This window comes from Rhizobium sp. RCC_161_2, from assembly GCF_041355235.1.
Classification (GTDB): Bacteria; Pseudomonadota; Alphaproteobacteria; order Rhizobiales; family Rhizobiaceae; genus Rhizobium.
In genome coordinates this window covers 37,340-60,748 of sequence record NZ_JBFUPL010000012.1, presented here as the reverse complement: position 1 = coordinate 60,748, position 23,409 = coordinate 37,340, and the positions used below count along the sequence as shown (strand labels likewise).

At 57.1% G+C, this 23,409-nt stretch carries 15 protein-coding genes; 10 read left to right on the top strand and 5 right to left on the bottom strand.

Annotated elements, in window-relative coordinates:
- Positions 1 to 368: 368 nt before the first annotated feature.
- From AB6803_RS26245 to AB6803_RS26235, 3 genes are all read right to left on the bottom strand, one after another.
- Positions 369 to 677 (bottom strand): helix-turn-helix transcriptional regulator, encoded by a 309-nt coding sequence (locus AB6803_RS26245; protein WP_371111647.1) that lies wholly within the window; start codon positions 675 to 677, stop codon positions 369 to 371.
- A 21-nt stretch (positions 678 to 698) separates the two neighbouring features.
- Positions 699 to 2,021: a type II toxin-antitoxin system HipA family toxin gene (locus tag AB6803_RS26240; protein ID WP_371111646.1), complete on the bottom strand. Its 1,323-nt coding sequence runs from the start codon at positions 2,019 to 2,021 to the stop codon at positions 699 to 701.
- A gap of 544 nt (positions 2,022 to 2,565) precedes the next feature.
- A complete protein-coding gene (locus AB6803_RS26235) occupies positions 2,566 to 3,117 on the bottom strand; it encodes a hypothetical protein (protein ID WP_371111645.1) in 552 nt (183 codons plus the stop codon).
- Between the two features lie 341 nt (positions 3,118 to 3,458).
- On the opposite strand from AB6803_RS26235, the gene AB6803_RS26230 reads away from it, so the two are divergent.
- Positions 3,459 to 3,986 carry an oxidoreductase gene (locus AB6803_RS26230; protein ID WP_371111644.1) on the top strand — a complete coding sequence of 176 codons (528 nt, stop codon included), beginning with the start codon at positions 3,459 to 3,461 and terminating at the stop codon, positions 3,984 to 3,986.
- A gap of 98 nt (positions 3,987 to 4,084) precedes the next feature.
- Complete coding sequence (locus AB6803_RS26225; protein WP_371111643.1) at positions 4,085 to 5,680, top strand: ATP-binding protein; 1,596 nt, start codon at positions 4,085 to 4,087, stop codon at positions 5,678 to 5,680.
- Here AB6803_RS26225 and AB6803_RS26220 read toward each other — a convergent pair.
- Positions 5,667 to 6,533 carry a helix-turn-helix domain-containing protein gene (locus AB6803_RS26220; RefSeq protein WP_371111642.1) on the bottom strand — a complete coding sequence of 289 codons (867 nt, stop codon included), beginning with the start codon at positions 6,531 to 6,533 and terminating at the stop codon, positions 5,667 to 5,669. The genes AB6803_RS26225 and AB6803_RS26220 overlap by 14 nt on opposite strands.
- Before the next feature lie 283 nt (positions 6,534 to 6,816).
- Here AB6803_RS26220 and AB6803_RS26215 point away from each other — a divergent pair, with 283 nt between their 5' ends.
- The 6 genes from AB6803_RS26215 (at position 6,817) to AB6803_RS26190 (ending at position 19,747) form a co-directional block, all read left to right on the top strand.
- Complete coding sequence (locus tag AB6803_RS26215) at positions 6,817 to 7,053, top strand: hypothetical protein (protein ID WP_371111641.1); 237 nt, start codon at positions 6,817 to 6,819, stop codon at positions 7,051 to 7,053.
- A gap of 1,119 nt (positions 7,054 to 8,172) precedes the next feature.
- Positions 8,173 to 15,009, top strand: coding sequence for a DUF4214 domain-containing protein (locus AB6803_RS26210; RefSeq protein WP_371111640.1), 6,837 nt, complete (start codon positions 8,173 to 8,175; stop codon positions 15,007 to 15,009).
- A gap of 70 nt (positions 15,010 to 15,079) precedes the next feature.
- Positions 15,080 to 15,511 carry an Ig-like domain-containing protein gene (locus tag AB6803_RS26205; RefSeq protein ID WP_371111639.1) on the top strand — a complete coding sequence of 144 codons (432 nt, stop codon included), beginning with the start codon at positions 15,080 to 15,082 and terminating at the stop codon, positions 15,509 to 15,511.
- 47 nt (positions 15,512 to 15,558) lie between these two features.
- Positions 15,559 to 17,736, top strand: a complete 2,178-nt coding sequence (locus AB6803_RS26200) for a type I secretion system permease/ATPase (protein ID WP_371111638.1) — start codon at positions 15,559 to 15,561, stop codon at positions 17,734 to 17,736.
- Positions 17,733 to 19,217, top strand: coding sequence for an HlyD family type I secretion periplasmic adaptor subunit (locus AB6803_RS26195; protein WP_371111637.1), 1,485 nt, complete (start codon positions 17,733 to 17,735; stop codon positions 19,215 to 19,217). The genes AB6803_RS26200 and AB6803_RS26195 overlap by 4 nt, the downstream gene beginning before the upstream one ends.
- 110 nt (positions 19,218 to 19,327) lie before the next feature.
- The gene (locus AB6803_RS26190) at positions 19,328 to 19,747 is read left to right on the top strand and encodes a hypothetical protein (RefSeq protein WP_371111636.1); all 420 of its coding nucleotides are present in this window, start codon (positions 19,328 to 19,330) and stop codon (positions 19,745 to 19,747) included.
- Positions 19,748 to 20,749: 1,002 nt separating this feature from the next.
- On the opposite strand, the gene AB6803_RS26185 is transcribed toward AB6803_RS26190, so the two are convergent.
- Entirely contained in the window at positions 20,750 to 20,977 is a 228-nt protein-coding gene (locus AB6803_RS26185; protein WP_371111785.1) for a helix-turn-helix transcriptional regulator, read from the bottom strand.
- A 138-nt stretch (positions 20,978 to 21,115) separates the two neighbouring features.
- On the opposite strand from AB6803_RS26185, the gene AB6803_RS26180 reads away from it, so the two are divergent.
- The gene (locus AB6803_RS26180; RefSeq protein ID WP_371111635.1) at positions 21,116 to 21,655 is read left to right on the top strand and encodes a hypothetical protein; all 540 of its coding nucleotides are present in this window, start codon (positions 21,116 to 21,118) and stop codon (positions 21,653 to 21,655) included.
- A gap of 160 nt (positions 21,656 to 21,815) precedes the next feature.
- Positions 21,816 to 23,408 (top strand): ABC transporter substrate-binding protein, encoded by a 1,593-nt coding sequence (locus tag AB6803_RS26175; protein WP_371111634.1) that lies wholly within the window; start codon positions 21,816 to 21,818, stop codon positions 23,406 to 23,408.
- The last annotated feature ends 1 nt before the right edge of the window (position 23,409 follow it).

Here is a 23,409-nt window from a genome sequence, read left to right as displayed (position 1 = left end):
CCTGCCTAACGGCCTCCCGGTGTTTCACGACTTCGGCCTTTTCAAGCGAACGTAGGCACCGCCGCCATTCTCGCGGATGAATTCTATTATGAGGGTTGGGCCGTACTTCCTGACGAGGATTGGCGCCAAAGGCTGAATGATCCTGTCTTTATCGCGATCAGCAAAAGCGAGCCCATCGCCATCATGGGGTTGTTTGCGTTTTCGCCCGAGGAAAATTGCCCGTCGTGCCACGCTTGGCGGCGTCTATGTGCGAAGGAGCGCCCCCCGGCGGAGTGCTGGATGGTGTGAGGGAATTGACGACGTCATCATGGTGTAGCGACAAGATGGATGAGCAGATTCCGCGTCTCCATCCCTCAAGCGTCTTGTTGTCAGTCGAACGGAGATCTCGCGACGTCCTCACGGGGTGTCCGCGGTACAAAACCGACAGTAAACCCGAACAGTCGGCCGATCTTCTCCAGTGTCTCTAACGTTGGATTTGCCGTTCCGGCTTCAATTTCGGCGACTTGGCGGCGGGTAAGGCCAAGCATCTTGGCAAACTCATCTTGCGTCATCCCGACGCTCTTGCGGATTTCGACCACGGCGCCGGGCAGGCGCAGCGCACCCTGGCGCGCCCGCTCGGCCAGATTCCGGCGCTGCTCCAGAACTTCTTCTTTCGTGGGTTTTTTCCAGCGGGCCATTTGATCAGCTCCTTTCAAGTGTCACGCGCAGGCCACTGAAACGCTGTCCGCAATCTCGATGCAGCGGCTCATGGCCCGCTCGAGAATTTCGGGCGGCGCGCCAATGTCTTTCGCCATCCGCGGCGCTTCCCTCAGGTGCTCGGCAAATTGGCTGATCGCGGCCGTGAGGCGGGCCTGTTCAGCCGGGTCGGGCATAAGCTCGGCGCAGATCAGTTTCCAATCGGGAAGGTGATCGCGGCCGGCGTCGCGCATGGAGGTCCAGCGCGTGGAGCGAATAATTCCTTCTTTGGCGAGCCGCATAGGTGCGAAATCGAATAATGGCGACAGCCGGATCCTCCCGTCAGGATACTTGCTCAAGGCCGAGTTCCGGCCGTGATTGTCGGGATTGCCGAGTGCCAGGTTGGCAATATCGCGCTTCAAGTATTCAACTACGTCCGCGAACGGATCGGACGAATATCGTTTCAGAATGTCGATATAGGTTTCGTGCGCGCCGATATGGCCGAAATCGGCAACGCCGATGGCCGATACCAGGCTTTCCTGCCCGAGGCGTATTGTCTGGCCATTTTCCCTCTTCTGCCGATCGAAACGAGGAATAACCAGCACGCCTTCCGCGTAGGTTGAGACTTCGCTGACATTCAGGCCGATTTCGGCAGCAATGCGGGAATAGAGTGCTTCGCCTTCCAGAATCAGACGATCTACGGGTTCGGTGCTGCGAACCAGTTTGACGATAACATGACGCATCGCCTCGTCGTCGTCGACGAAGCTGTCCGGGTAATACAGCCCGTCACCTGCCTGGGTCATCGAAACTTTCGGCCACTCGCCTTGAAGGCCGCTTGAGCCGGAGGCGAGCATTCCGAAACGATCGGCGACTTCCATGAAGCGGTCCGAGCGCTCCAGAATCTCCGCCTCGGTAACGCCTTGGCGCTGCACGCCGTGCAAACGCTCCGCTTCCGCGTCCGCCGCTTGCCTGATCCGAATATTTCCTATTCCCCCCGTCGCCGATCGAAGAAGCAAGGGAAGGTCGGAGGCGCGCGCCGCTTCCATGATCCCAAGGTGTTCTGCGAGCTTCCGCCTTGCATGTCCTTGCGGCATCAGGTCCAGGGCAAAAGAAGGCCAATGATGGCTATATCGGTTTTCGAGATCCACTGGATAGCGGACCGACAGCGCGCGAACGTCGCAGACCGCTTTGCCTAGCGCGAATTCCTGAGATGCTGCTGCAACGAAATAGTCGAGGTCATAATCAACGATCGACGCGCCCTGATAGCCGGCGTTGTCGTCGTTTATCTCGAGCGTAGCAGCTTGATGCCACTCACTATCAAAATGGATTTGAAGCTCTAGTCGCATTAACTGACCCTTTTAATGGATCACTTAATACAAAGTGACGAAAAAATCAACCCAGTAAGATGGGTCAAAAAATTCGATTCCGGCAGTCACCTTCCCAATTGCGAAGCGACCTTTTGAGCCTTTTTCTGGACTTTTTCTGGTCCGAAACTGGCATGGGAAAATGCCAATTGAGGCAGTGGCTGAACGCCGATTGTTCTGGCTACACTTCAATTAGCATGTCAGCGAAATGTTAAATAGAGTTGTGCTGAACGCTATAGACCCTCTGAAACTAAGACGGTTTGGTTGCGGCCATGGAAGGTCGTGATGCTATGCATGCCCGCCATTTTTAGGTTGTGTTGGTGGGTGACTTCCATTCCCCTAGATGTCATCAGGAAATAGTCAAACATGGAATGGCGCAATCGGCTGGCGTCATTTGTTCGTCCACGAACCATGGACCTCTCCCATAAGGTCGGACATCGCCGCTAAGTAGTTGCGCGCTTTTGAGAGGGAAGGTTGAGAAGGCGCTTGGCATGTCCGCGCTACTCCTTCTTCGTCGGATACCCTGCTACCAGCCGATATCCCAAGGTCGCGGCTTGCCATGAAAGATCACCACCCGGGCGTCTGCTGGGATCGAGCCGTCCCCGCTTTCATCATCATGGAGCGCCTGTCGCACATGCGATTTCCAAGAGACGATCTGGCCAGGCAATCGATCCTGCCAGCGGCTGGCGCGATCGAGCCAGAAGCGCTCCAGAAACGCTTGGTCGCCGCCTTTTTGATAGAGATCCATCCAATGCCGCGGCCGATCGATCCATTCAGCCCAGACATGCTCACGAGCGGCTTCCGGCAGATACATGATCGATGACTGCAAGCCCTCCGGGCGATAGATGTCGCGCATCAGGGTGAGTTGGTTGACGGATGCGATATCGGCAAGGCTGCCAACGATTGAGGTGTCGAGGTCCATGAAGAGGATGTCCCCTGATATCCCCGGCCGAAAAAGCTCCATCTTCGACCACCAGCCCGGCCAGTCGTACATCAACGGCAGGGTCCGAACGCCCTCGATCTCAATATCGGAAAGACACTGGAATGCCGCATCGGGCAGATGATTCACCACTTGCATGCGCAAGCGCAAAACGTGGTCGGCCTTGTATTCACCACCGGATCGCAGCACACAAAAGACGGAAATCACGTTACTCTGGCCTCGCTCGATACATCTGCTTCGACGAACAAAAATCCGTCAGAAGATATGGACCATTGCCGAAAGTGTCATCGGGCGCATCGTAATTTTGGCGGTCTGTGGACGATAAGACGCAGCTATATCGGCCTTGATAAAGAAGAGCTTTGCGTCGCCGACACAAACCATGTCGTCTGTCCAAACGATCCATCACAACGGGGACGTGATACCCTTCGAAAATGATCGGAACTATGTCAGACTACAAAATGGTTGCAGGATTGGTAGGCATGTCCAAAAAGTTAGTAATTGCGCTCGGATCGTTGTTGGTTGGCATATGGTTGAGCGCGGACATCGCGAACGCGGCGATACATATTCCGAAGGGATGCACGCCGGATGTCTTTCTGACGATATCAGGCAAAATTGGTAGAACAACAAACAGCGCCAACAATGCTTACGAGATGTCCGAACGCGAATTTCTGGCTCTGCCGACATCGACAGTGGCGACATCGACGCCATGGACTCCCAAAAGCGACTTCGCCGGGCCCTTGCTGAGCAAGGTATTGAGCGAAGTCGGCGCGACGGGAAAGACACTGCGCCTTATCGCGCTCGATGACTTCAGCGTGGAGGTGGATGCTGACTATCTGGAGAAATACGGCACGATCCTTGCGACCAGCAAGGACGGGGCCCGGCTGACGATCAGAGATTTCGGACCGGTCTTCGTCATGTATCCTCGCGACAGTTTCGGGGAGGAACTGGATACGCCAGCTGCGTCGTCATACCTGGTCTGGCAGCTATGCGGGATAGAAGTGGAATGAGATTATTCCATCTGGCGTGGTTCAGCATTCCCGCAGCGATTGCAACCACATGTATTGGCGTCGTGGCGTATAATTGGAGCGCCATAAGAGCAGAATACGTGCTGTGGGATTCCGCCAGCGCCAGGAACCCGTTATATTTCTACAAGCCGACCGCTCAGGCCCTGAGGGAGCTTGAAACCGTAAGGCTGGATTTGAAGACGATTGCCGATGGATCTGCCGCTGAACCGGATGGGCTCTCATTTGACATCGATGTCCTTATATCCGGCATCGATATCATAGTGCGGCCTTCCGATCTGAACGACGGATATAGGAAGCTTCCCGGCTTTTCCGAGGATGGAGCCGCCCTGGCTGAATTCGCGGCAGATGTCCTGCCTGCGATTAAGCCCGGCCTATCATCGGCGGATGCTAAGGCGTTGTTGCCGAAGCTGGAAGATATATCCGATACTTTGAACAGAGTATCCAAAGCGGCCTGGGACCAGGATAGCGAACTGAAAGAAAGGTCTTTCGAGACCATCCAGGCAGGGCACACAATCATTCTCGTGATTGCGGGGTTATTGGTTTGCGCAATTCTGTCCTTTGTTATCATTTCGATATTTTACTGGTGGGCGATCATGGCGAAGACGCGCGCCTTGGCGGCTGCGGAAGCGGCTGTCGCAGACAAGATTGATTTCCTGGCAATGGTCAGCCACGAACTCAGAACCCCGCTTCAGGTCATCGTCTCGGCGTTGGATATTCTGGAGCGACCTCAAGACGTAAACACCCGAAGCGAGTTGACCGCGCGCATCCGCCGGGCGGCCAACAGCCTGGCCGTCCAGCTTCGCGACATGCTGACGCTGGCTCGTGCTCAAACCGGATATATCGAGCTGCAACCAGGCGTGTTCGAGGCGGGGGAACTCGTTCGGGAGGTGGTGGAAAATTATCAGGCCGCGGCGAAGGCCAAGCATCTGGAACTGCGGCAAACAGGCCCCGATGAGGCCGTTTTCGTGGTCGCGGATAGCGAGCGCATTGCGCAGTTGCTGCATAACCTCGTTTCAAATGCGGTCAAATATACGCCCACCGGTTATGTTCAGGTCGATCTCGCAGCATTCGATGAGGCGGCGGGCGAATTGGCGTTGCGCGTGACGGATACCGGGCCTGGATTGCCGCCACAGATCATCGAGAACAGCATCGGTAAGGGGCTGTTCAGTCTTGGCAGCGGGCGCGGCATTGGCTTGTCGGTTGTCCAGACTTTGTTGCGACAGCTTGGTGCGCGCATGGCAATCAGCAGCCCGTCAGAAGGTGGGAGCATATTCGAGCTTGCAATACCCGCGGTCCCCGCGGCGGAGCGGTCATACGAGACGTCCGATGCTCACAAGCGCGTGCTCGTCGTTGACGATCATCCTGACCTTTTGAAAGGCCTTTCGAGTGTGCTTGAAGAGCTTGGATTTGTGGTCGACATGGCTCCTTCCGGCATGACGGCGCTGAATTTTCTGGCCGCACACATCTATTCGGTCATCTTCATTGATCTCGACATGCCGATCATGACCGGATCGGCGCTGGCGGCGCAAATCCGCAAGACGGATTTGCGCCATAAGACCAAGCTTGTCGCAATGTCAGCCGCACATCATGGTTCCAAGCACGATCTGTCTCTCTTTGATGCGGTCTTGAACAAGCCGATACGCCGACAGCAATTGCTGACGATCATGCAGTTTTGAAGCTCGAGTTCAAAGCGGCGAGGAGGATCGGCATGCTCGCCGGTTTGGTGAAGAATTTCAAATTGTGCCGCGCCAAAGCCGCGGCGATATTCTCTTCGTCGACATTGCCCGTCCTGATCTGCCCGGTCAGGATAACGATCGGGCAAAGGGCATTGCGCGCGCGAATGGTCTCGACCAGCTCCAGCGCGGTCTGGCGGCGTGCGTCTCGTTCGATGATCCAGTCGAGCACATAGGCATCGAAATCGGCATGGTCCTGCAAGGCTTGCGGATCGTTAAAGGCGACCGCATCGAGGCCCGCCATTTCCATGTAATGCACGATGGTTTCCGCGGTATCGGCGTGGTCGTCGAGAATCGCGACCCGACGGCGAGAGACAGTCGGTTCGATCAACAGACGGGTGACGGCGTGTGCCGGTATGATCGATCTGGCGTCAGTTGGCATCACGCGCCACGCACCATCGATCTCGGCGGCAACCAGTGTTCCCGGAGGCACCTGCCCGACGACATCTCCCAGCCGGATCCGGCAGGGCACGATATGGTTGTCAATGACAATGGAGGCATCCAGCAGTGCATCCGCACTATTGAGCGTTATGAGCTCTTCCAGCGTTTCGTTAAAATGCTCCGCGACACGCTTCAATTCTTCGAGCGACCACGAGGCATTCGCCGTCAGACGGCGATTTGCGGAAGAATAGGAAAGTCCGAGGATTTCGGAAACGGTGACCGCAAAGCGATATTTTGGAATGCCATGTCGGGTTAGGAGGGCTGCGATGCATTGTGCGGCAAGGCCTGCTTCGCCTTCAGGATGATCTGAGCGTATTTCGGATACACTTGTGCCGTTTTTGCTTAAATCGCTCATCAATTTAAATTCCATTATTGCCAATGTGCTAAATACGCGTATACGTAGAGTTAAGGCGCGCGTTGCGATCGCATCATAGTGTCCTGGTGCAGCTTTGGCTGCAATTCGTGGCGATTATATGTGGGAATCGCAAGATAACAAGAAGGCTAGAGCGGCTAGGTCTGCTGGAAATGGATATCTTCGCGCAAATGCGGCGTGGTCGATCAAGAGGGATCGCGAGTTTCGTGTCAATGTCGGAGCAATTGTATTTTGCTGAGATCAAAGTAAAGGGCGGAGAAATTGCTTGCCTGAACCGCAGAAAGACAAAATTCGTCGTCGTTTGTCGAGAGTTGAGAAGATAAAGCGTTTTTTTTATTTCGCAATATTTTATGCGATCTGCTTTATTCTTGTCGCGATATTCGACACTGAATGGGTAACCATTGCGCTAGGATGTCTTGTCGTTGGCATCGGTATCGGCGAGCTTAACGGATTAAGCGTCCTATCACTCTTTTCTCGACATCGTAATGAAAAAGACCAATGAGCCTTGGGGGCAAATGACATGGCAGATCCCATATCAACCAGAGCATCTGTAGATTCGGACGATAGTTCTAGTCCTTCTCATGGCTTTAATGATCCAGATACATTAGGGAGTGTGGGTAATTTTTCGTCCGGTATCTCTTCAGCCTTAACTGGTTTGGGAAAGCATTTTGACAAGCTTGCTGAATATATACCCAGTCTTGAGACAGAACTCATCTCGTATTCAACAGTTATGGGAAGATCCGCGACAGCTATCGGGGTCGTCGGGATGTATTTTGACATTCGATCTTTCAAGGCCGTTGGATATGGCGATAAAGCCAGCTTTGCCTTAGCTTCAGGGTCTTTTTTGGCGAGTGCGGGCGCCGGCTACGTAGTAGGCGAGGTTGTCGCGGGCTTTGTCGCAGGAACCGTCGCGGGATCGCTACTTGCGGGGCCAGTGGTAGTCGGAGCTGCGTCATTCGCAGTCGGCTATGGTATTAGTAGTTTAGTTCATAGCTGGTTTCCCGGAACGCCGCTCGCGGCTGCGGTTCAATCTCCAGTATCGGTCGTCGCGCCAACACCGGTTGCCGCTAATGGTGTGACGGGCACGCCTTTTGTCCCCACCATCACTTCACCTCCTGTGCCCGGCAGAATTTTGACCCCGGATGACCTTACTCCTGGTGCATTTGGAAGAACAGGTTACGGCGGCTCGCAGTCAATTGGTGGCACTAGTGGCGGCGGCACTAACGGGGGCGGTCATTATGATGACGACCCTGACGCTGGGGGCGATGCAATTGGCGGCGGTTCGTCCGACAGCGGTGGCGGGCAGTCTGGAGCAAATGGCTCGCGTTCGAGTAGTGGTAGTACACGTTCTGGCGGAAAGAGCTATAACCGGGGCGTGAACGGTGGTTCGCCAACCGGCAACGGCTCGTCGCAGAGCGGAGGTCGTATTTATACTGACATCATAGATGGTAAAGACTATGATCTTAATAAGGAGACACCTCCCGATTGGAGTACATATGATGGGTATTTCTCAGCCCCTAGTTCCGACGCAGATAATACCGGTGAACCTGGCGAACCCGTTCTCCTCGACGTTTCTGGCAATGGCCTTAACGTCAATACACTTTCCAGCTCATCCCAGTTTGTGAATGTCAACGGCGATGGCTACCAACACCGTACGGCCTGGGCCGGCAACGGTACTGGCGTCCTGGTGTTCGACGCCGACGGCGATGGCAAGATCAGCAGCTCGAAAGAATTCGCCTTCACGCAATGGGATCCGACCGCGTCGGGCGACCTCGAGGCGATCAGGCAAGTCTTCGACACCAATGGCAACGGCCAGCTCGATGCCGGCGATGCGCAGTGGTCGAAGTTCAAGGTCAGCGTCAACGGCCAGCTCGTGTCGCTGGCCTCGCTCGGGATCACCTCGATCGACCTGACGCCGAAGGGCAGCGGCCAGACGTTTAGCGACGGTTCGGCAATCACCGGGACCACGACCTATACCAAGTCTGATGGCACCACCGGGGCGGTCGGCGACGCGGTTCTTGCCAGCGATTCCGACGGCTATATCGTCAAGTCGACGGTCGTCACCAATGCCGATCAATCGAAGACGAACACCATCCAGGCCTATAATGCCGACGGCAGCCTGGCCTTCCAGGATCTGGTGACCACCAGCGCCGACGGCAACAGCGTCACGACAAAGTTTGATGATGACGGCAATGGCACCTACGACCGCTCGCAGACCGATGTGACGACGGTTGACTCGACGGGCGTCGGCAGCCGTGTCGTCTCGAACTTTAATGCCGATGGCTCGCTTCTCAACAGCACGACGACGGTGACGAGCGCCGATCATCTTACTATCACGACGACCGTCGATCAGGACGGCGATGGTAAGGTGGACCAGAGCCAGATCTTTATGACGAATGCCGATGGTTCGACGGCCACCACGACGAAGACACTGAGCGCATCCGGCGCCGTGCTGAGGCAGCTGCTGGTGCAGGCGGGTGCCGACGGTTTGACGAAGACGACCAGCACCGATGTCAATGGCGACGGCACCTATGATGATGTCGTTTCCGACGTCACCGTTGTTGCCGGCGATGGTTCGCGTACGAGGACAGTGAAGGATAGCAGCGCCAACGGTACGCTTCTGTCGAACATTACGACCGCTACCAGCGCCGACCGCCACACCAGGACAGTCACCAGCGATCTCGATGGCAACGGCACGGTGGACAAGCGCGACCAGACGCTAACCACGATTGCGACCAACGGCGATGTGACCACCGTGGTCACGACGACCAACGGCGATAATTCGGCGCGCGGAAAGGTCACGACCGTCGCCGCGGCAAGCGGTTTGTCGACCACGGTATCGACAGATCTGACCGGGGACGGCGTCACCGATCGCGTTCAATCCGATGTCACGACGGTCGCATCCGATGGTTCGCGCACGGAAACGGTGCAGCGGACGAGCGCCAGCGGCGTGCTGTTGTCGAAGAGCGTCACGACGACCAGCGCCGATGGCAAGACGAAAAACATCTCGGTTGACGCCAATGGCGATGGCGCGGCGGATACGCTGACGACCATTACGGTGGCGACTGACGGGACGATCACCGAGACCGACAGCGCTCTCAATCCCAACGGAACGCTGATCGGAAAGGTGTTGACGACGACGGGCGCTGATGGCTTGTCGAAGACCGTCAGCACCGACGCCAATGGTGATGGCATCTATGACACCGTCACCACGGATGTGATCACGGCAGGCACGAGTGGTGCGCGCGTCGAGACAGTGACGACGAAGAGCGCAAGCGGTGCGGTCATCAGTAAGACGGTGGCGACAACATCGGCCGACAGCCTGACGCAGACCGTGCAGACGGATGTCAATGGCGACGGTACGTTCGATCAGACTGTTTCCGACGTCATTGTGCTTGGCTCCACGGGTACGCGTCAGGAAACCGTCGCCACGAAGAGCAGCAATGGCACGCTGGAAAGCCAGACCGTTACGCTCGTCAGTGCCGACCGCAAGACCACTACAGTCAGCACCGACAGCAATGGGGATGGGCACACAGATAGCACAGGCGTGCAGGTCGTTGCTGCCAGTGGCATTCAGACCACCACGACGACCGCAACAAGTGCCGATGGCGTGCTGCATACGAAGACGGTTGCGACGGTCAGCGCCGACGGCCTGACCACGACCACGGCCAGCGATGTCAATGGTGATGGCGTCAACGACGTGACCACCGTCGATCAGACGGTCATCAACGCCGATGGCAGCCGCACTGAGACGGTGACCGACAAGAGCAATACCGGTGTCCTGCTCGACAAGGTGACGACGGCGACCTCCGGCAATGGTCTGTCGACGACGGTCCAGAAGGATGTCAACGGCGACGGCGTCTTCGATACCAAGACGACAAAGGTCACGACGCTTAACAGCGATGGCTCGACCTTGGTCACCACGACCGATTACGCGGGGACAACCGCGATCGATCAGACCAAGGTCACCACGGTTGCCACCGGCCTCGTCACCAAGACGGAATATAATTACGACGGCAACACCACACGCGACCGGGTCGCGACATCGACCAAGACGCTCAATGCCGATGGTTCGACGTCCGAGGTCGACACGGTGACCACCAGCGCCGGTGCATTGCTGTCGAAGACGTCGAACACCGCGACCGCCGATGGCAAGACCGTTACCAGCCAGGTTGATATCGATGGTGATGGTATACTCGATATCAAGGCCACAACGGCCATCGATGCGACAGGCCAGACGACGAAGACTGTGGCGATCTACAAAGCCGGTACGACGACGCTGAGCAACCGCGCCGTCACGGTGACGTCTGCCAACGGCCTATCGACGACCACAAGTTCGGATCTCAATGGCGATGGAGTTTATGAACAGGTCGTTTCAGATGCCACGACGCTCTTGGCCAATGGCGACCGCAAGGAAGCTGTCACCCGATTGAGCAACACGGCACCGATTGAACAGACAAGTGTGACGACATCCGGGAATGGACTGGCGAAGACGACGGTCGTTTCCAACGATCTGGTCGGTGCGACTGCCCGCAATGAGATCTATCGCCTCTATCGTGCGATTTTGGGCCGCGATCCCGACGCCACAGGATTTGCCACGTTTACGACGCAATTCAATTCCGGCACAACGGCAGTTCAGATTGCCGCCACTCTGCTTGGCTCTCCCGAATTCGCGCAGAAATACGGCACGCTCACTGACCTTCAGTTCGCCAATCTGATGTATCAGAATGCACTTGGACGAGCACCGGAAGCAGGTGCGGCTGAAGGATGGGTGAGCGCGATAGCGGCCGGGACCACTCGCGCCGCGCTGGCTCAGCAGGCCGCTGATTCACCGGAAGGGCTAGCACATACAGCGAGCGGTGCTCAGACCTGGGCACTTAACAATCCAGACGTCGTTCTCTCCGAGGTTAGGAGGACCAGGGACGTCATGACGCTCAATGCGGATGGTTCGACGACCGAGGTCGTGACCAATACGGGGCTCGTTGCGAACACGACGACGACAACGACAAGCGCGGATAAAAAAACCACCACTGTGACCTTCGATATCGACGGCAACGGCGTGCTGGATCAGAAGTCTGTTACGACCAAGAACGCCGATGGCAGCGTCACGCAAACCCTATCGGATCTGTCGTCGACAGGTGCGACGACGCATGTAACGACGACCATCACCAGCGCCGATGGCCTCACCAGAACGGTGAACTATGATACCGACGGCAACGGGGTGACCAACAAAAGCATTGCAGACGTCACCACTCTCAATGCCAACGGCAGCAAGACGACTGTGGAGCGAACCTCCGTCGCCAATAGTAGCGGCACGCTGGTGCTGAGTGCTGTGACACAGACGGATACCTCTGCCGACGGCCTCACGGTCACCACGAAGTGGGATCAGACCGGTTCCGGCACCTTCACCAAAAGCCGTACCGATGTAACGGTTTTGAATGCGGACGGTTCGCGTACGGAGACCGTCAGTTATCTGATGGGGACAACGCTCACCAGCCGGTACCTCACCACGACCAGCGCCAATGGTCTCTCGATCACCACCCAGTCGGATCTGACAGGTTCCGGCACCTACGGTGAGACCTCGACCGATGTGACCGTGATCAATGCCGATGGCACCAAGACACGAACCGTCTCCAGCACCAAGGCGGACGGTACGGTGATCTCTACCTTCGTAGCCACGACGAACGCCGATGGGGAGATCGTCTCGACAAGCGAACAACGCAAGGGGCTCGCCACCCAGACCGTCAGCGATACGATCGAAGTTCTTGCCGACGGAGCGAAGCGTGAGACTGTCGCCACGATGGACGCTTCCGGCAAGTTGATAGACAAGACGATCACGCTGACCAGCGCCGACAAGCAGACGGTGACGATCGACCGCGATGCCAATGGCGATGGCGTTGTCGACCAGCACCAGCAGTCGGTAACAGCGGATTCCGGCGTCGTGACGCTGACTGTCACCGACTACAAGGCCGCCGGCGTCAAGGCGGACAGCTCGACTACCACGACGACAGCCAACGGCCTGCAGACCACCACGGATTGGGATCTCGACGGCAATGGGACGCTCGATCGCCACCGCGTCGAGGTCGATACCAACAACGCCGACGGCAGCCGGACGAGCGTCATCTCCGACACGGATCTGACCACCAGCAAACTGGCGACGAAGACCACGATCCAGCAATCGTCTGATGGTATGGTGCGTACCACCTCCAAGGATGTCGATGGCGACGGCACGGTCGATCAGGTGGAAACGCTGACGGCGGATACGACCGGCGCAACGGTGTCGATTGTGACGAACAACGCCACGGCACAGAAAGCGACTTATCTGCTCGCTGGCAAGGTCTATTGGAGGCAGGCGATCGCTGCCAAGGTCGAGACCGACAGTTCCGCCGACGGCCATACCAAGACGGTCAAATACGACTATGACGGTAACGGCACGTTTGAAGTGGTCATGCAGTCGCAGCTTCAGGTCGATGGTTCGACCGTAACAGCTGTCACGGAGACGAATGCCAGCGGTGGTGTCATTGCCAAGGGTACGATCACCACCAGTTCGGATGGTCTGATCACGGTGCTGAGCAAAGACTCGAACAATGATGGTGTCATCGATCACACGGAGACTTCCGTCACGCATGCGGACGGCTCGGTCACGCTGACGAAGGTTGACCTCAACGCTAGCAGCGCCGTCACGAAGACGGTTGTCGATACGGTCTCGGCCATGGGCAGCCTGACGTTGCGGGTCACCAGCGACGGGCAGGGACGAAAGACGTCGCAGGTCGCGATCGCCAGTGACGGGACCTCCGTCACCACGACCTATGACGCTGCTAGCAGCAAAACGCTCAGTGTCGCCAATGCCAACAAGGCAGGCATCCTGACGACCGTTGTCCTTTACGATCCGCTCAATGCCAATGCCTGGACACGGGTTGAGCAGTCCTATGATGCCTCTGGCAAGAAGACGCTGGAAAAGCAATTCAATGACGATGGCACGCGAACGGAGATCACGTTCTACACGCCAACCGGTGACCAGCAGCATATCGATTTCTACAATGCCGCCGGGCAGAAAACAGCCACACGCGATTTCGATGTCACCAACGCCACCGATTGGAGCCAGCTCGACAAGAGCTTCAATGCTAGCGGCCAGCTTGTCTCGCAGGCGGCGCAGTTCCATGATGGCCACAAGGCTAACTGGTTCTGGGACCCGACCAATGCCCAATCCTGGTCTCAGATCACCCAGAACTACGATACTGTAGGCCGGATGATCTGGCAGATCGTCCAGAACGACGACGGCTCGAAGACCGAAACCGATTATGATGTCACGAACGTTCAGGGGTGGAGTCGGCTTGAGAAGAATTCCAACGCCGCCGGTCAATTGGTTTCCCAGGTTGCCTACTATGATGACAGTACCAAGGGCATCTGGTTCTGGGACCCGACGAACGCTCAGACTTGGTCCGAGATCGACCAGTCCTTCAACACCGCAGGCCAGATGACGAACCAGAACGTCAATTACGATGATGGCAGCAAGATTTTGTACGCCTACGACGTGACGAACGCACAGCCTTGGTCTTCTCTTGCCAATGACTATACGCCGGCTGGTCAACTCATCGAGGAGAACGTTTACAGCGATACAGCCGGAACATTTACGAGGACCGATCACGATGTGAACAATAATCAAGGGTGGACAACACTCGTTCAGAACTTCGTGAACAACGTCATCCACGATGCTGTGTCTTATAACGACGACGGTGGCCACACGAACTACCAGTATAACAGTTCGGGCAACAACACCGGCTGGCAGCGTTATGATAAAAACGGCGGTTCGATCGATCAGTGGCCAAGTACGGCACACGAGCCCGGTGGTCACGCGCCGGTGCTGCTCGACCTCAATGGCGACGGCCACATCGATCTGCGACCATTGGATTTGACGGCTGCGGCGACCGGCTCATCAGTCACTTTCGATTGGAACGGTGATGGTGCCCGTGATGCTACCGCGTGGGTGGGGCCTCAGGACGGCTTCCTGGCGATCGATCTCGGTACCGATGGTCAGGCAGGTCCCGACGGGGCGATTGATCAATCGGAGGAACTGGCATTCTCCGAATGGGCTACGCCGGATCAAGTGGCAGCCAACGGCGGTTCGGTCTCTGACCTCGATGGTCTGCGGCTAGTGTTCGACACCAACCACGACAATGTGCTCGACGCCAACGACGCACGCTGGAACGAATTCCGTGTCTGGAACGACGCCAACCAGAACGGCATCACCGATGCCGGTGAACTCGAGACCATGTCGGAAGCGGGCATCAAGCTCATCAACCTGTTGCCCTCGACGGATGGGAGCCAATCCTTCTCCGACGGCTCGTCGATCACCGGAACGAGCACCTACCAGACGACCGACGGCACCGCCAAATATCTCGCAGCGGATGCTACGCTCGCGTCGCTACCGGCGACCCCGATATCCCATGCTGCGTAACCGACCTTGGAGATAAGGGCATGTCGTTTCTTCGGCCTGCCCGCAGCCTCAGATCTCAAAAGAGAACCCTATGAACGCCAAATCATTGATTTCCCTGGGCCTGTTCCTTGGTATCGGCGTGGCGGTGTCAAGCTGTGTCAGTGCTCCATTGGGAGGCACAAAACAAGTCGAGACAACGCTCAGTATCCGTGCCGGTAAGCGAACCGAAGCTGTGACAGCCTGGTTCCTGCATCCCGATTGCACGTTTTCATCCTACCCCTATGTGGGACTTATTGAGCCGAGCAGCCACGGCAAAGTCGATATTGTGCATGGAACCGTTACGCCTCACTTCTTGAACAATACGCAAATGTATATGTGCAATCGCAAGCAGGTTGGGGGCGCCATTATCTATTACACGCCCGATGCTGGCTTTACAGGCAATGATCAATTTACAGTTCGGATCACCGGCCTTCGTGACGGAAATGGTGTTCGCGATCATAGCGTAAAAATTCGAGTCAACTAGGCGGGATCAGGCCACATCTGCACATGTTTACCGGCCAACAAGACGACATGACCATTGCCGATCACGGACAGGTACCGCCCGTTTCGGCGGATACGGAAAAGCGTGCCGACAGTGGACTGGCGGCTTTGGTCGCCATCGCCGGCTATTTTCGTATTGGGTCGAAGCCGGAGACGCTGTCGAGAGAACTTGCTCTCAAACAGCATGCCGAACCGGACGACATTCTGCGTGCCGCCAAGAGCATCGGCCTCAAGGCTCGTGTCGCCAGTATCGCCGGCGAGGCGCGTCTTGTTACACTTCCCGCTCCGGCGGTGGCTATTCTGTCAGACGGAACCTTCGCGGTCTTTGGCGGTGCCAATCCGGACGGGACCTACCGACTGATCAATGCCGTCGATTTTTCCGCCCGCAGTCTGTCGGCGCGCGAAGTCCTGGATGCAACAAACGGATCCTTCATCCTCGTTCAACGCCGATTTGCCGGTCCTGGCGCATCGCGGCAGAATTTCGGGTTCCAATGGTTCCTGCCGTCCATCTGGCGCTATCGTCGAGCTCTTGGTCACGTGCTGCTGGCGTCTCTGTTCGTTCAGCTGTTTGCGTTGGTGACGCCCCTGTTCTTTCAGGTGGTCGTCGACAAGGTGCTGGCACACAGAAGCTATTCGACCCTGATCGTGCTGGTGATCGGTCTTGCGGCCGTTGGCCTGTTCGACGTCATCCTGCAGTATTTGCGGACCTACGCGCTGTCGCATACCACCAACCGCATCGATGTCGAGCTCGGCCGGCGCCTCTTTCGCCATCTGCTGAACCTGCCTCTGAGCTACTTCGAGACCCGCGCGACCGGCCAGACGATTGCCAGGGTGAGAGAGCTGGAGACGATCCGCAACTTCCTGACAGGCCAGGGACTGTTCTCCGGCCTCGACCTGATCTTCACCATCATCTTCATCTTCGTGCTGTTTTCCTATTCAGCCAAACTCGCCTGGATCGTTGTCGCCTCCATTCCGTTCTATCTGGCAATCGGCTTTCTGATCCGCCCGCTGCTCAAGGTCCAGATCGACGAGAAGTTCGAGCGCGGCGCCTATAGCCAGCAATTGCTGGTCGAGACTGTGGTGGGCGTGCAGACGCTTAAGGCGGCCGCGGTAGAGCCTGTCGTCGCATCGCAATGGGAAGAGCGTCTGGCCGCCTATGTCGGCTCGTCGTTTACGACCACCATGCTGGCCGCCAAGGGCCAGAACGCGATCCAATACGTCAACAAGATCGTCTCCGCCGCCTTGCTTCTGTTCGGCGCGCAAGCCGTCATCAATGGCGAGTTGAGCGTCGGAGCGTTGGTGGCGTTCAACATGATTGCGGGCCAGGTATCGCAACCGATTCTTCGGTTGTCGCAACTGTGGCAGGATTTTCAGCAGGTGCAGGTCTCTGTGGCCCGTCTTGCCGACATCCTGAACGCGCCACCGGAGCCGCGCCCGGCGGTCGCCGTCAGTCTGCCGACGCCCAGGGGCGCCATCACCTTCAAATCGGTAAACTTCCGGTACTCACAGGATGGTCAGGATGTCTTGAAGGACATTTCCCTGTCGGTGCGACCGGGGGAAGTGATCGGGATCGTCGGTCCCTCCGGTTCCGGCAAGTCGACGCTCACCAAACTCGTGCAGCGCTTCTACATTCCGAATAGCGGTCAGGTGTTCGTTGACGGCCAGGATATCGCTCAAGTCGATCCCGCCTGGTTGCGATCGAACATCGGCGTCGTCCTGCAGGAGAACATGCTGTTCAACCGGTCGATCCACGAGAACATCTGTCTCGTCAATCCCTCGATGTCGCGTGCCGCCGCCATGCAGATGGCTCGATTGTCGGGAGCAGACGAGTTTATTTCCAAGCTGCCTCGCGGCTACGACACGCTGATCGAGGAGCGCGGCGCTAACCTCTCCGGTGGACAGCGACAGCGCCTTGCCATTGCACGCGCCTTGGCAACCAATCCGCCCATGCTGATCCTCGACGAGGCGACCAGTGCGCTCGATTACGAAAGCGAACGGATCATCCTCAACAATATGCGGGAAATCGTCCGGGGAAGGACGGTGCTGGTCATCGCCCATCGGCTGGCAACCGTGCGACACTGCAACCGCATCATCGGCATGAAGGACGGCCGGATTGTCGAGGAGGGGACGCACGAGACGTTGCTCGCCCGTCCCAACGGTCTTTATGCGCATCTATGGCAATTGCAGAACGGTCTCAATCAGCCATGAACCAGATCGTTCGCCCTCAAAACCTCCCGCGCAAACCAGCCCCGCCAAAGCGACAGCGCATCGATAACGAGTTCCTGCCGGCAGCCCTTGAGATTCTCGAGACGCCCGCGTCACCGATCCGTACAGCCTTCATCTGGTTCATTTGCGCGCTGGCGTTCGGAACGCTTCTGTGGAGCTACCTCGGCACGTTTGACATCGTTTCGGCAGCGCAAGGTAAGATCCAGCCGGCCGGCCGCGTCAAGGTCGTGCAATCTATCGAAGTTGGCAAAACCAAAGCCGTCCCCGTCGTCAACGGCTCGCGCGTCAAGGCTGGTGATGTCTTGGTCGAGCTGGATGACACAGAACTTAAGGCCGACGAGGATGGTCTTGCCGTCAACCTGCAAGCCTTCCGAGGCGAGATTGTTCGGCGAGAAGCTGTGCTGGCGGCGGTAGCGCAATGGAAGAGGCAGGGAATATGGGATAGCTCGCGTCCGATTCCCGACGCCGTACTGACGTTCGCTGATGGAACGCCTGCCAGCGTTCGCAATCGAGAGCAATCGATTTACACCGCCGATCTTTCTCAACTCAGCGCCAACCTCAATAATCTTGGCGCCCAGCGTGCCCAGCAGCAGGCGACTATCGACAGGCTTGGTGCGACGATAGCAGCTCAAAAGGCACTCGTTACGACGCTCAAGGAAAGGGTGACGATGCGCTCTTCACTTGTTGATGAGGATGCCGGCTCGCGATCCGGTGTTATCGATGCCCTCGAAACGAGCCTCAAGGAAGAGGCGACCCTTGCGGAGAATATAGGCCAGCTTGCCGAAGCCCAGGCGTCTTTTGTCGTCGCGACCAGCGATGGAGAAAAGACCGTCGAGGCGTTTATAGCCGACAATGTCGAGAAAGCAGGGGATGCCTCGCGGCAAGCCGACGGACTGGAGCAGCAGCTTCTGAAAGCCCGCAAGAGACGGGAATCGATGACCATTGCCAGTCCGATCGATGGCACCGTTCAGGCCTCTGCCATCACCACCGTCGGGCAAGTCGTGAACGAAGGCGCGGAGCTCATGCGTGTCGTTCCGGATAATTCGTCGCTGGAGATCGAGGCGTATCTTCCAAACAGCGATATCGGCTTCGTCTCTGTCGGCCAGCGGGCCGTCATCAAGATGGAGGCGTTTCCGTTCACGCGCTATGGCGTGATCAACGGACATTTGACGGAGGTTGCGACCGACGCAATACCCGAGCCGGATGCAAGCCAGCTGGAGTCCGATCCCGCCAAGGAACTGCAAGGCATCATTCCGACGACAAATGCGCAGCGTGTCCAGAACCTGGTCTTTCCGGTGACCATCAAGCTCGATAGCGGCACCATAAACGTCGACGGCAAGGATGTTCCGCTTTCTCCAGGCATGGCGGCCACGGTCGAAATCAGGACGGGCAAGAGACGAATATTGGAATATCTCTTCTCTCCGCTGGCGGAGGTGACATCCCAGGCTATGCACGAGCGGTGAGGCATTGGGATTGTCTTGGATGGACAAGGAAATCGGGTGCACATGACGGGCATCGCAGAAAATCAGAAATGCATCGTTTATGAATAATGCCCTAGTTGAGAGGAATGATTATGACAAAACTGCCTTTTTCCGTACTGGCCGTGTTGTTCGTCGGTGTCGGGGTGTCGAGCTGTGTCACGACGAATGCCGAGGGTATCAAGCAGATTCAATTCCATGGGCTTGCGGTGAGCGGCGAGCGGACAAGAATCGGCCGCGATTGGAGCTTGAATCCCGACTGCAGCATGCTGTCTTTACCCAAGGTGCGGGTGCTCGAGGCGCCGAAACACGGCAGGCTTGAGGTCAACTCTGAAGCCGTCTTCCCCACTGCAAGTGGGTTCTACAAGAAATGCAATGTGACCAGGGTTCGTGGTACGGCCGAGTACTACACATCCGACAAGGGATTCGTCGGCAAAGACAGGATCGTCACGCGATCCTCCTACGGCGATGGACTTGTCCAGGACGTGACTACCAATATCAACGTCGTCAAATAAATTGCCCCTCCCGCGGACCGATGCTTTCCCGTTTGAGCGGGAGGGCCTCCTTGTTTCAGCTTCGATGTCCCCAATTTAATCGGAAGAGTATGCGAACGATGACGCGATTTTTGCTGAGTTTTGTTTCCGCCATTGCAGCCATATCCTTGTCCGGGTGCGTAACCACCTCTGCAGACGGTGTGAGGCAAATACCACACGATCACGTCGTCAAGAGCGGTAAGCGAGAGCAAATTAGGCAGTCATGGCATCTAAATCCTGATTGCACCGTATCTCACGTTCCAACGGTGCGTGTCATCGAACTGCCGCGGCATGGGACAACAACGATCTCTGATGAAAAGGGATTGATCTCCAAGGCCAAAGGCCAGTTTGCCAGATGCAATTCCCTCAAGCTGCCTGTGGCTGGGATCTATTATCAATCGGCTCCCGGATATATCGGCAACGACAAGTTTGTTGCTCGCGTTTCATATGGGGATGGCCACGTTGTCGACAGGATGGAGAGTATCCGGGTGCAAAAATAGCTGGGCAGGGCTTGCTTCAATCAGGATCGGCAACCGGGGATAACCGCGGCGCCTAGCCCAAGCTCAAGGCAGACTTCTCGGTTCTGTTTGCCTTGAGAGGCTGGGAGGCCGACGGGCGCCAATTCGACGCTCAAAAAGCACAGGGTGATCCGGTGGGTTGCGGATCACTTGCAGAACGAATCCAACAAATGACCCTTTTGATGGGCCGATAAAAGCCATACCGCGAAAAAAAGCGACCCACTAAAGTGGGTCAATAATTTTATACCGACTGTCAGCTTCCAATTCCCGAAGCGACCTTGGGCGCCCATTGCCGGGCTTGTGTGCTGCCAAATTGGCATAGGAAACATGCTGATTAAGGCGGCGGCGGACCGCCAATCCGTTAATTACCATGTCGGCGAAATGTTAGATTGAGTTCTGCTGAGATGTCGCAGCCAAAGTCTGATGGTGTTGCTACCTCAGGATAGGTTTCATATCCGCCGTACCCTCACGACATCGGCTTCATGAAGCGAACGCCGACGCCACTTCCATTTTCCCGGATGAATTCGATCCCGGCCTCTTGAAAGGCTGCAATGATACTCGCGAGATTGTTGCTTATGGGCAGATGCGCCCCACGTTCAAAATCAGCGATAGTTTGTCGAGAGACATTAGCTGCCTTCGCAAGCTCTGCTTGGCTCCAGCCCAACATAGCTCGTGCTCCACGGCATTGCTCCACTGTGAGAAGGTTGTTACTCAAGGCAAACTTTCTGATTGACTTCTATCATTTTGTAGGAAAAACTGCAACTCAACGATCGAGTAGGTGCGCGAACACCTACCCGATCTAGCCACAACCAAGCTTACGGGAGCTCGGATCATGACTGATTCCGACAATAGCAGAACTTTGCCTCCGGTCACCCGGAGAGACTTCCATTCCTTCGTAGCAGCGTCTTTACCCACATATCCGGAGCTTGCCGCGTCGCTCACTGCGCCGCTGGAGGCTTGCAATGAGGATCTCGCCTTCACGATCTGGCAGGAATGGCGCGCGGCCCGGCAACATGTGATCGAATCATGCCTGCGTCAGCAGGGGCTCGAAACCTGGCTTATTTTGATGGCCGGGTCACCGCTGCACGCACCCGAAGCCTGGCAGGCCGCCGACAAGGACGTCGGATACAGCGAGGCCCTCGAAGAAGAACGGCGTGCGTCAGCCGTAGAGGACGAGGCGGCGGAAACCTTGTGGGATACGCCGGCGGAATCGATCATCGGCGTAACCGCGAAGCTCCATGCCATCGCCACCAAGTGGCAACCTTCGCTCATCAGCGATGAGTATCCCTGGCCGCAAATCCGCTCCGTCATTGCCGATCTGCTGAAGATCGATGTGGAAATGTCCTTCTCGCATTCCGACGCAGCGACGTAGGAGCGATCAACACCAGCCTTCCGTCCGCGTTGGGCTTGGGTCAACTGGCGTCTGCGATACCGGATCTCTGAGGACTTCGTTCCAGTGATGAATGCGTGGTGGAACGCCTTCCGCGGCGGCGGCCGGCTGCGCCAAAAATCAAAAAAATGGGAACTCGATAATGAAACAAGGAAATTCATTTTGTTCGCTTCTTCTGTCGGCCTTGCTGATCTCGCTTGCGTTCTGGAGCGCCCCTTCGGGGCCGGCACAGGCGCAGGAGCTTCGCATCGCGACGTCATACAAATTGATGACGCTCGATCCGCATTACGCCAATCTCAACGAAAATACCTCGCTGCTCTCCCATATCTATGAGCGGCTCGTCTATCAGGATGAGCGTCTCGACCTGAAGCCCGGCCTTGCCGTCTCCTGGCGTGCGACGTCCAACACGCAATGGGAATTCAAACTGCGGGAGAATGTCCGTTTTCATGACGGTTCACCTTTCACTGCGGATGACGTCGTCTACACGATCGAGCGCATCCGGGATTTCGTCAAATCGCCAAGCGGCGGCTTTCGCTCCTATGTCAGCGAGATCAAAGCAGTTTCGGCGCCCGATCCTCTCACTGTCGTCATCGATACGAACGGCAATGTCCCCAACCTGCCGCTGTCGTTTTCCTCGATCTTCGTCATGCATCGGCCGGGGCAGGGGTTCCAGACCACCGAGGAACTCAATGGTGGCAGCCCGCCCGACGGCACAGGACCTTACAAGTTCGAGAGCTGGAGTTCCGGCGAGGTACTGAAGCTTACTCGGAATGACGACTATTGGGGCCGCAGGCCCGCTTGGTCGGCGGTGACGTTCCGGATCATCGAGAACTCTGCGGCGCGCGTGGCGGCATTGACCACCGGGGATGTCGACATAGCGGACGCCATTCCGGCACGCGACGTCGCCTCGCTCAAACAGCGGGGTGCCAGGATCGAGAGCGTCAGTGCGGCGCGTGTCAATTTCCTGCAGTTCGACGTGGAAAGAGAGACACTTCCCGGCGTGACGAGCAAATCGGGCGAGCAGATTCCCAATCCCTTCAAGAACCCCTTGGTGCGGCGGGCGCTTGCGATGGCAACAGATCGCGGCATTCTCGTCGACAAAATCCTTGCTGGCTACGGCACAGCCGCGGCGCAGGTTTTCCCGGGCGGTCTGCCGGGCACTTCGGCAAACCTGAAGCCGGAGGCCCCCAACTACGATGAGGCGAAAGCGCTTCTCGCAAAGGCTGGCTTTCCGAACGGCTTCAATGTCGTTCTCGCCGGACCTACCGGCCGCTATCCCGGCGACGGCGAGAGTCTCCAGGCGATCGCGCAAAGCTGGGCACGTATCGGGGTCAGCGTCCAGCCCGCCGCCTTTCCGTTTTCGGTGTTCAACACCAAGCGTGCTAGCGGCGACTATGCCGTCTGGTACGGTGGGACATCCGGCGAGGCGGTCGATATCATTCTCCATGCTCTCCTGGCGTCGCCTGATCGCGAACGTGGAACCGGAGCCTTGAACTTCGGTCACTATCGCAACGCGGCTTTTGACGCGATGCTGGCAAAGGCGGAAAGCATCCAGGAAGGGCCGGAGCGGAACAAGGCGCTTGCCGACGCGACGGATTTCGTGATGGCCGACCAGCCGATCATTCCCCTCTACCACTTCCATCATATCGTCGGTTACGGCCCGCGGGTTGGCTCCTATGTGATGCATCCCCGCGGCTGGACGACCGCGATGCAGACGCTTCTAGTGACGGAGTGAA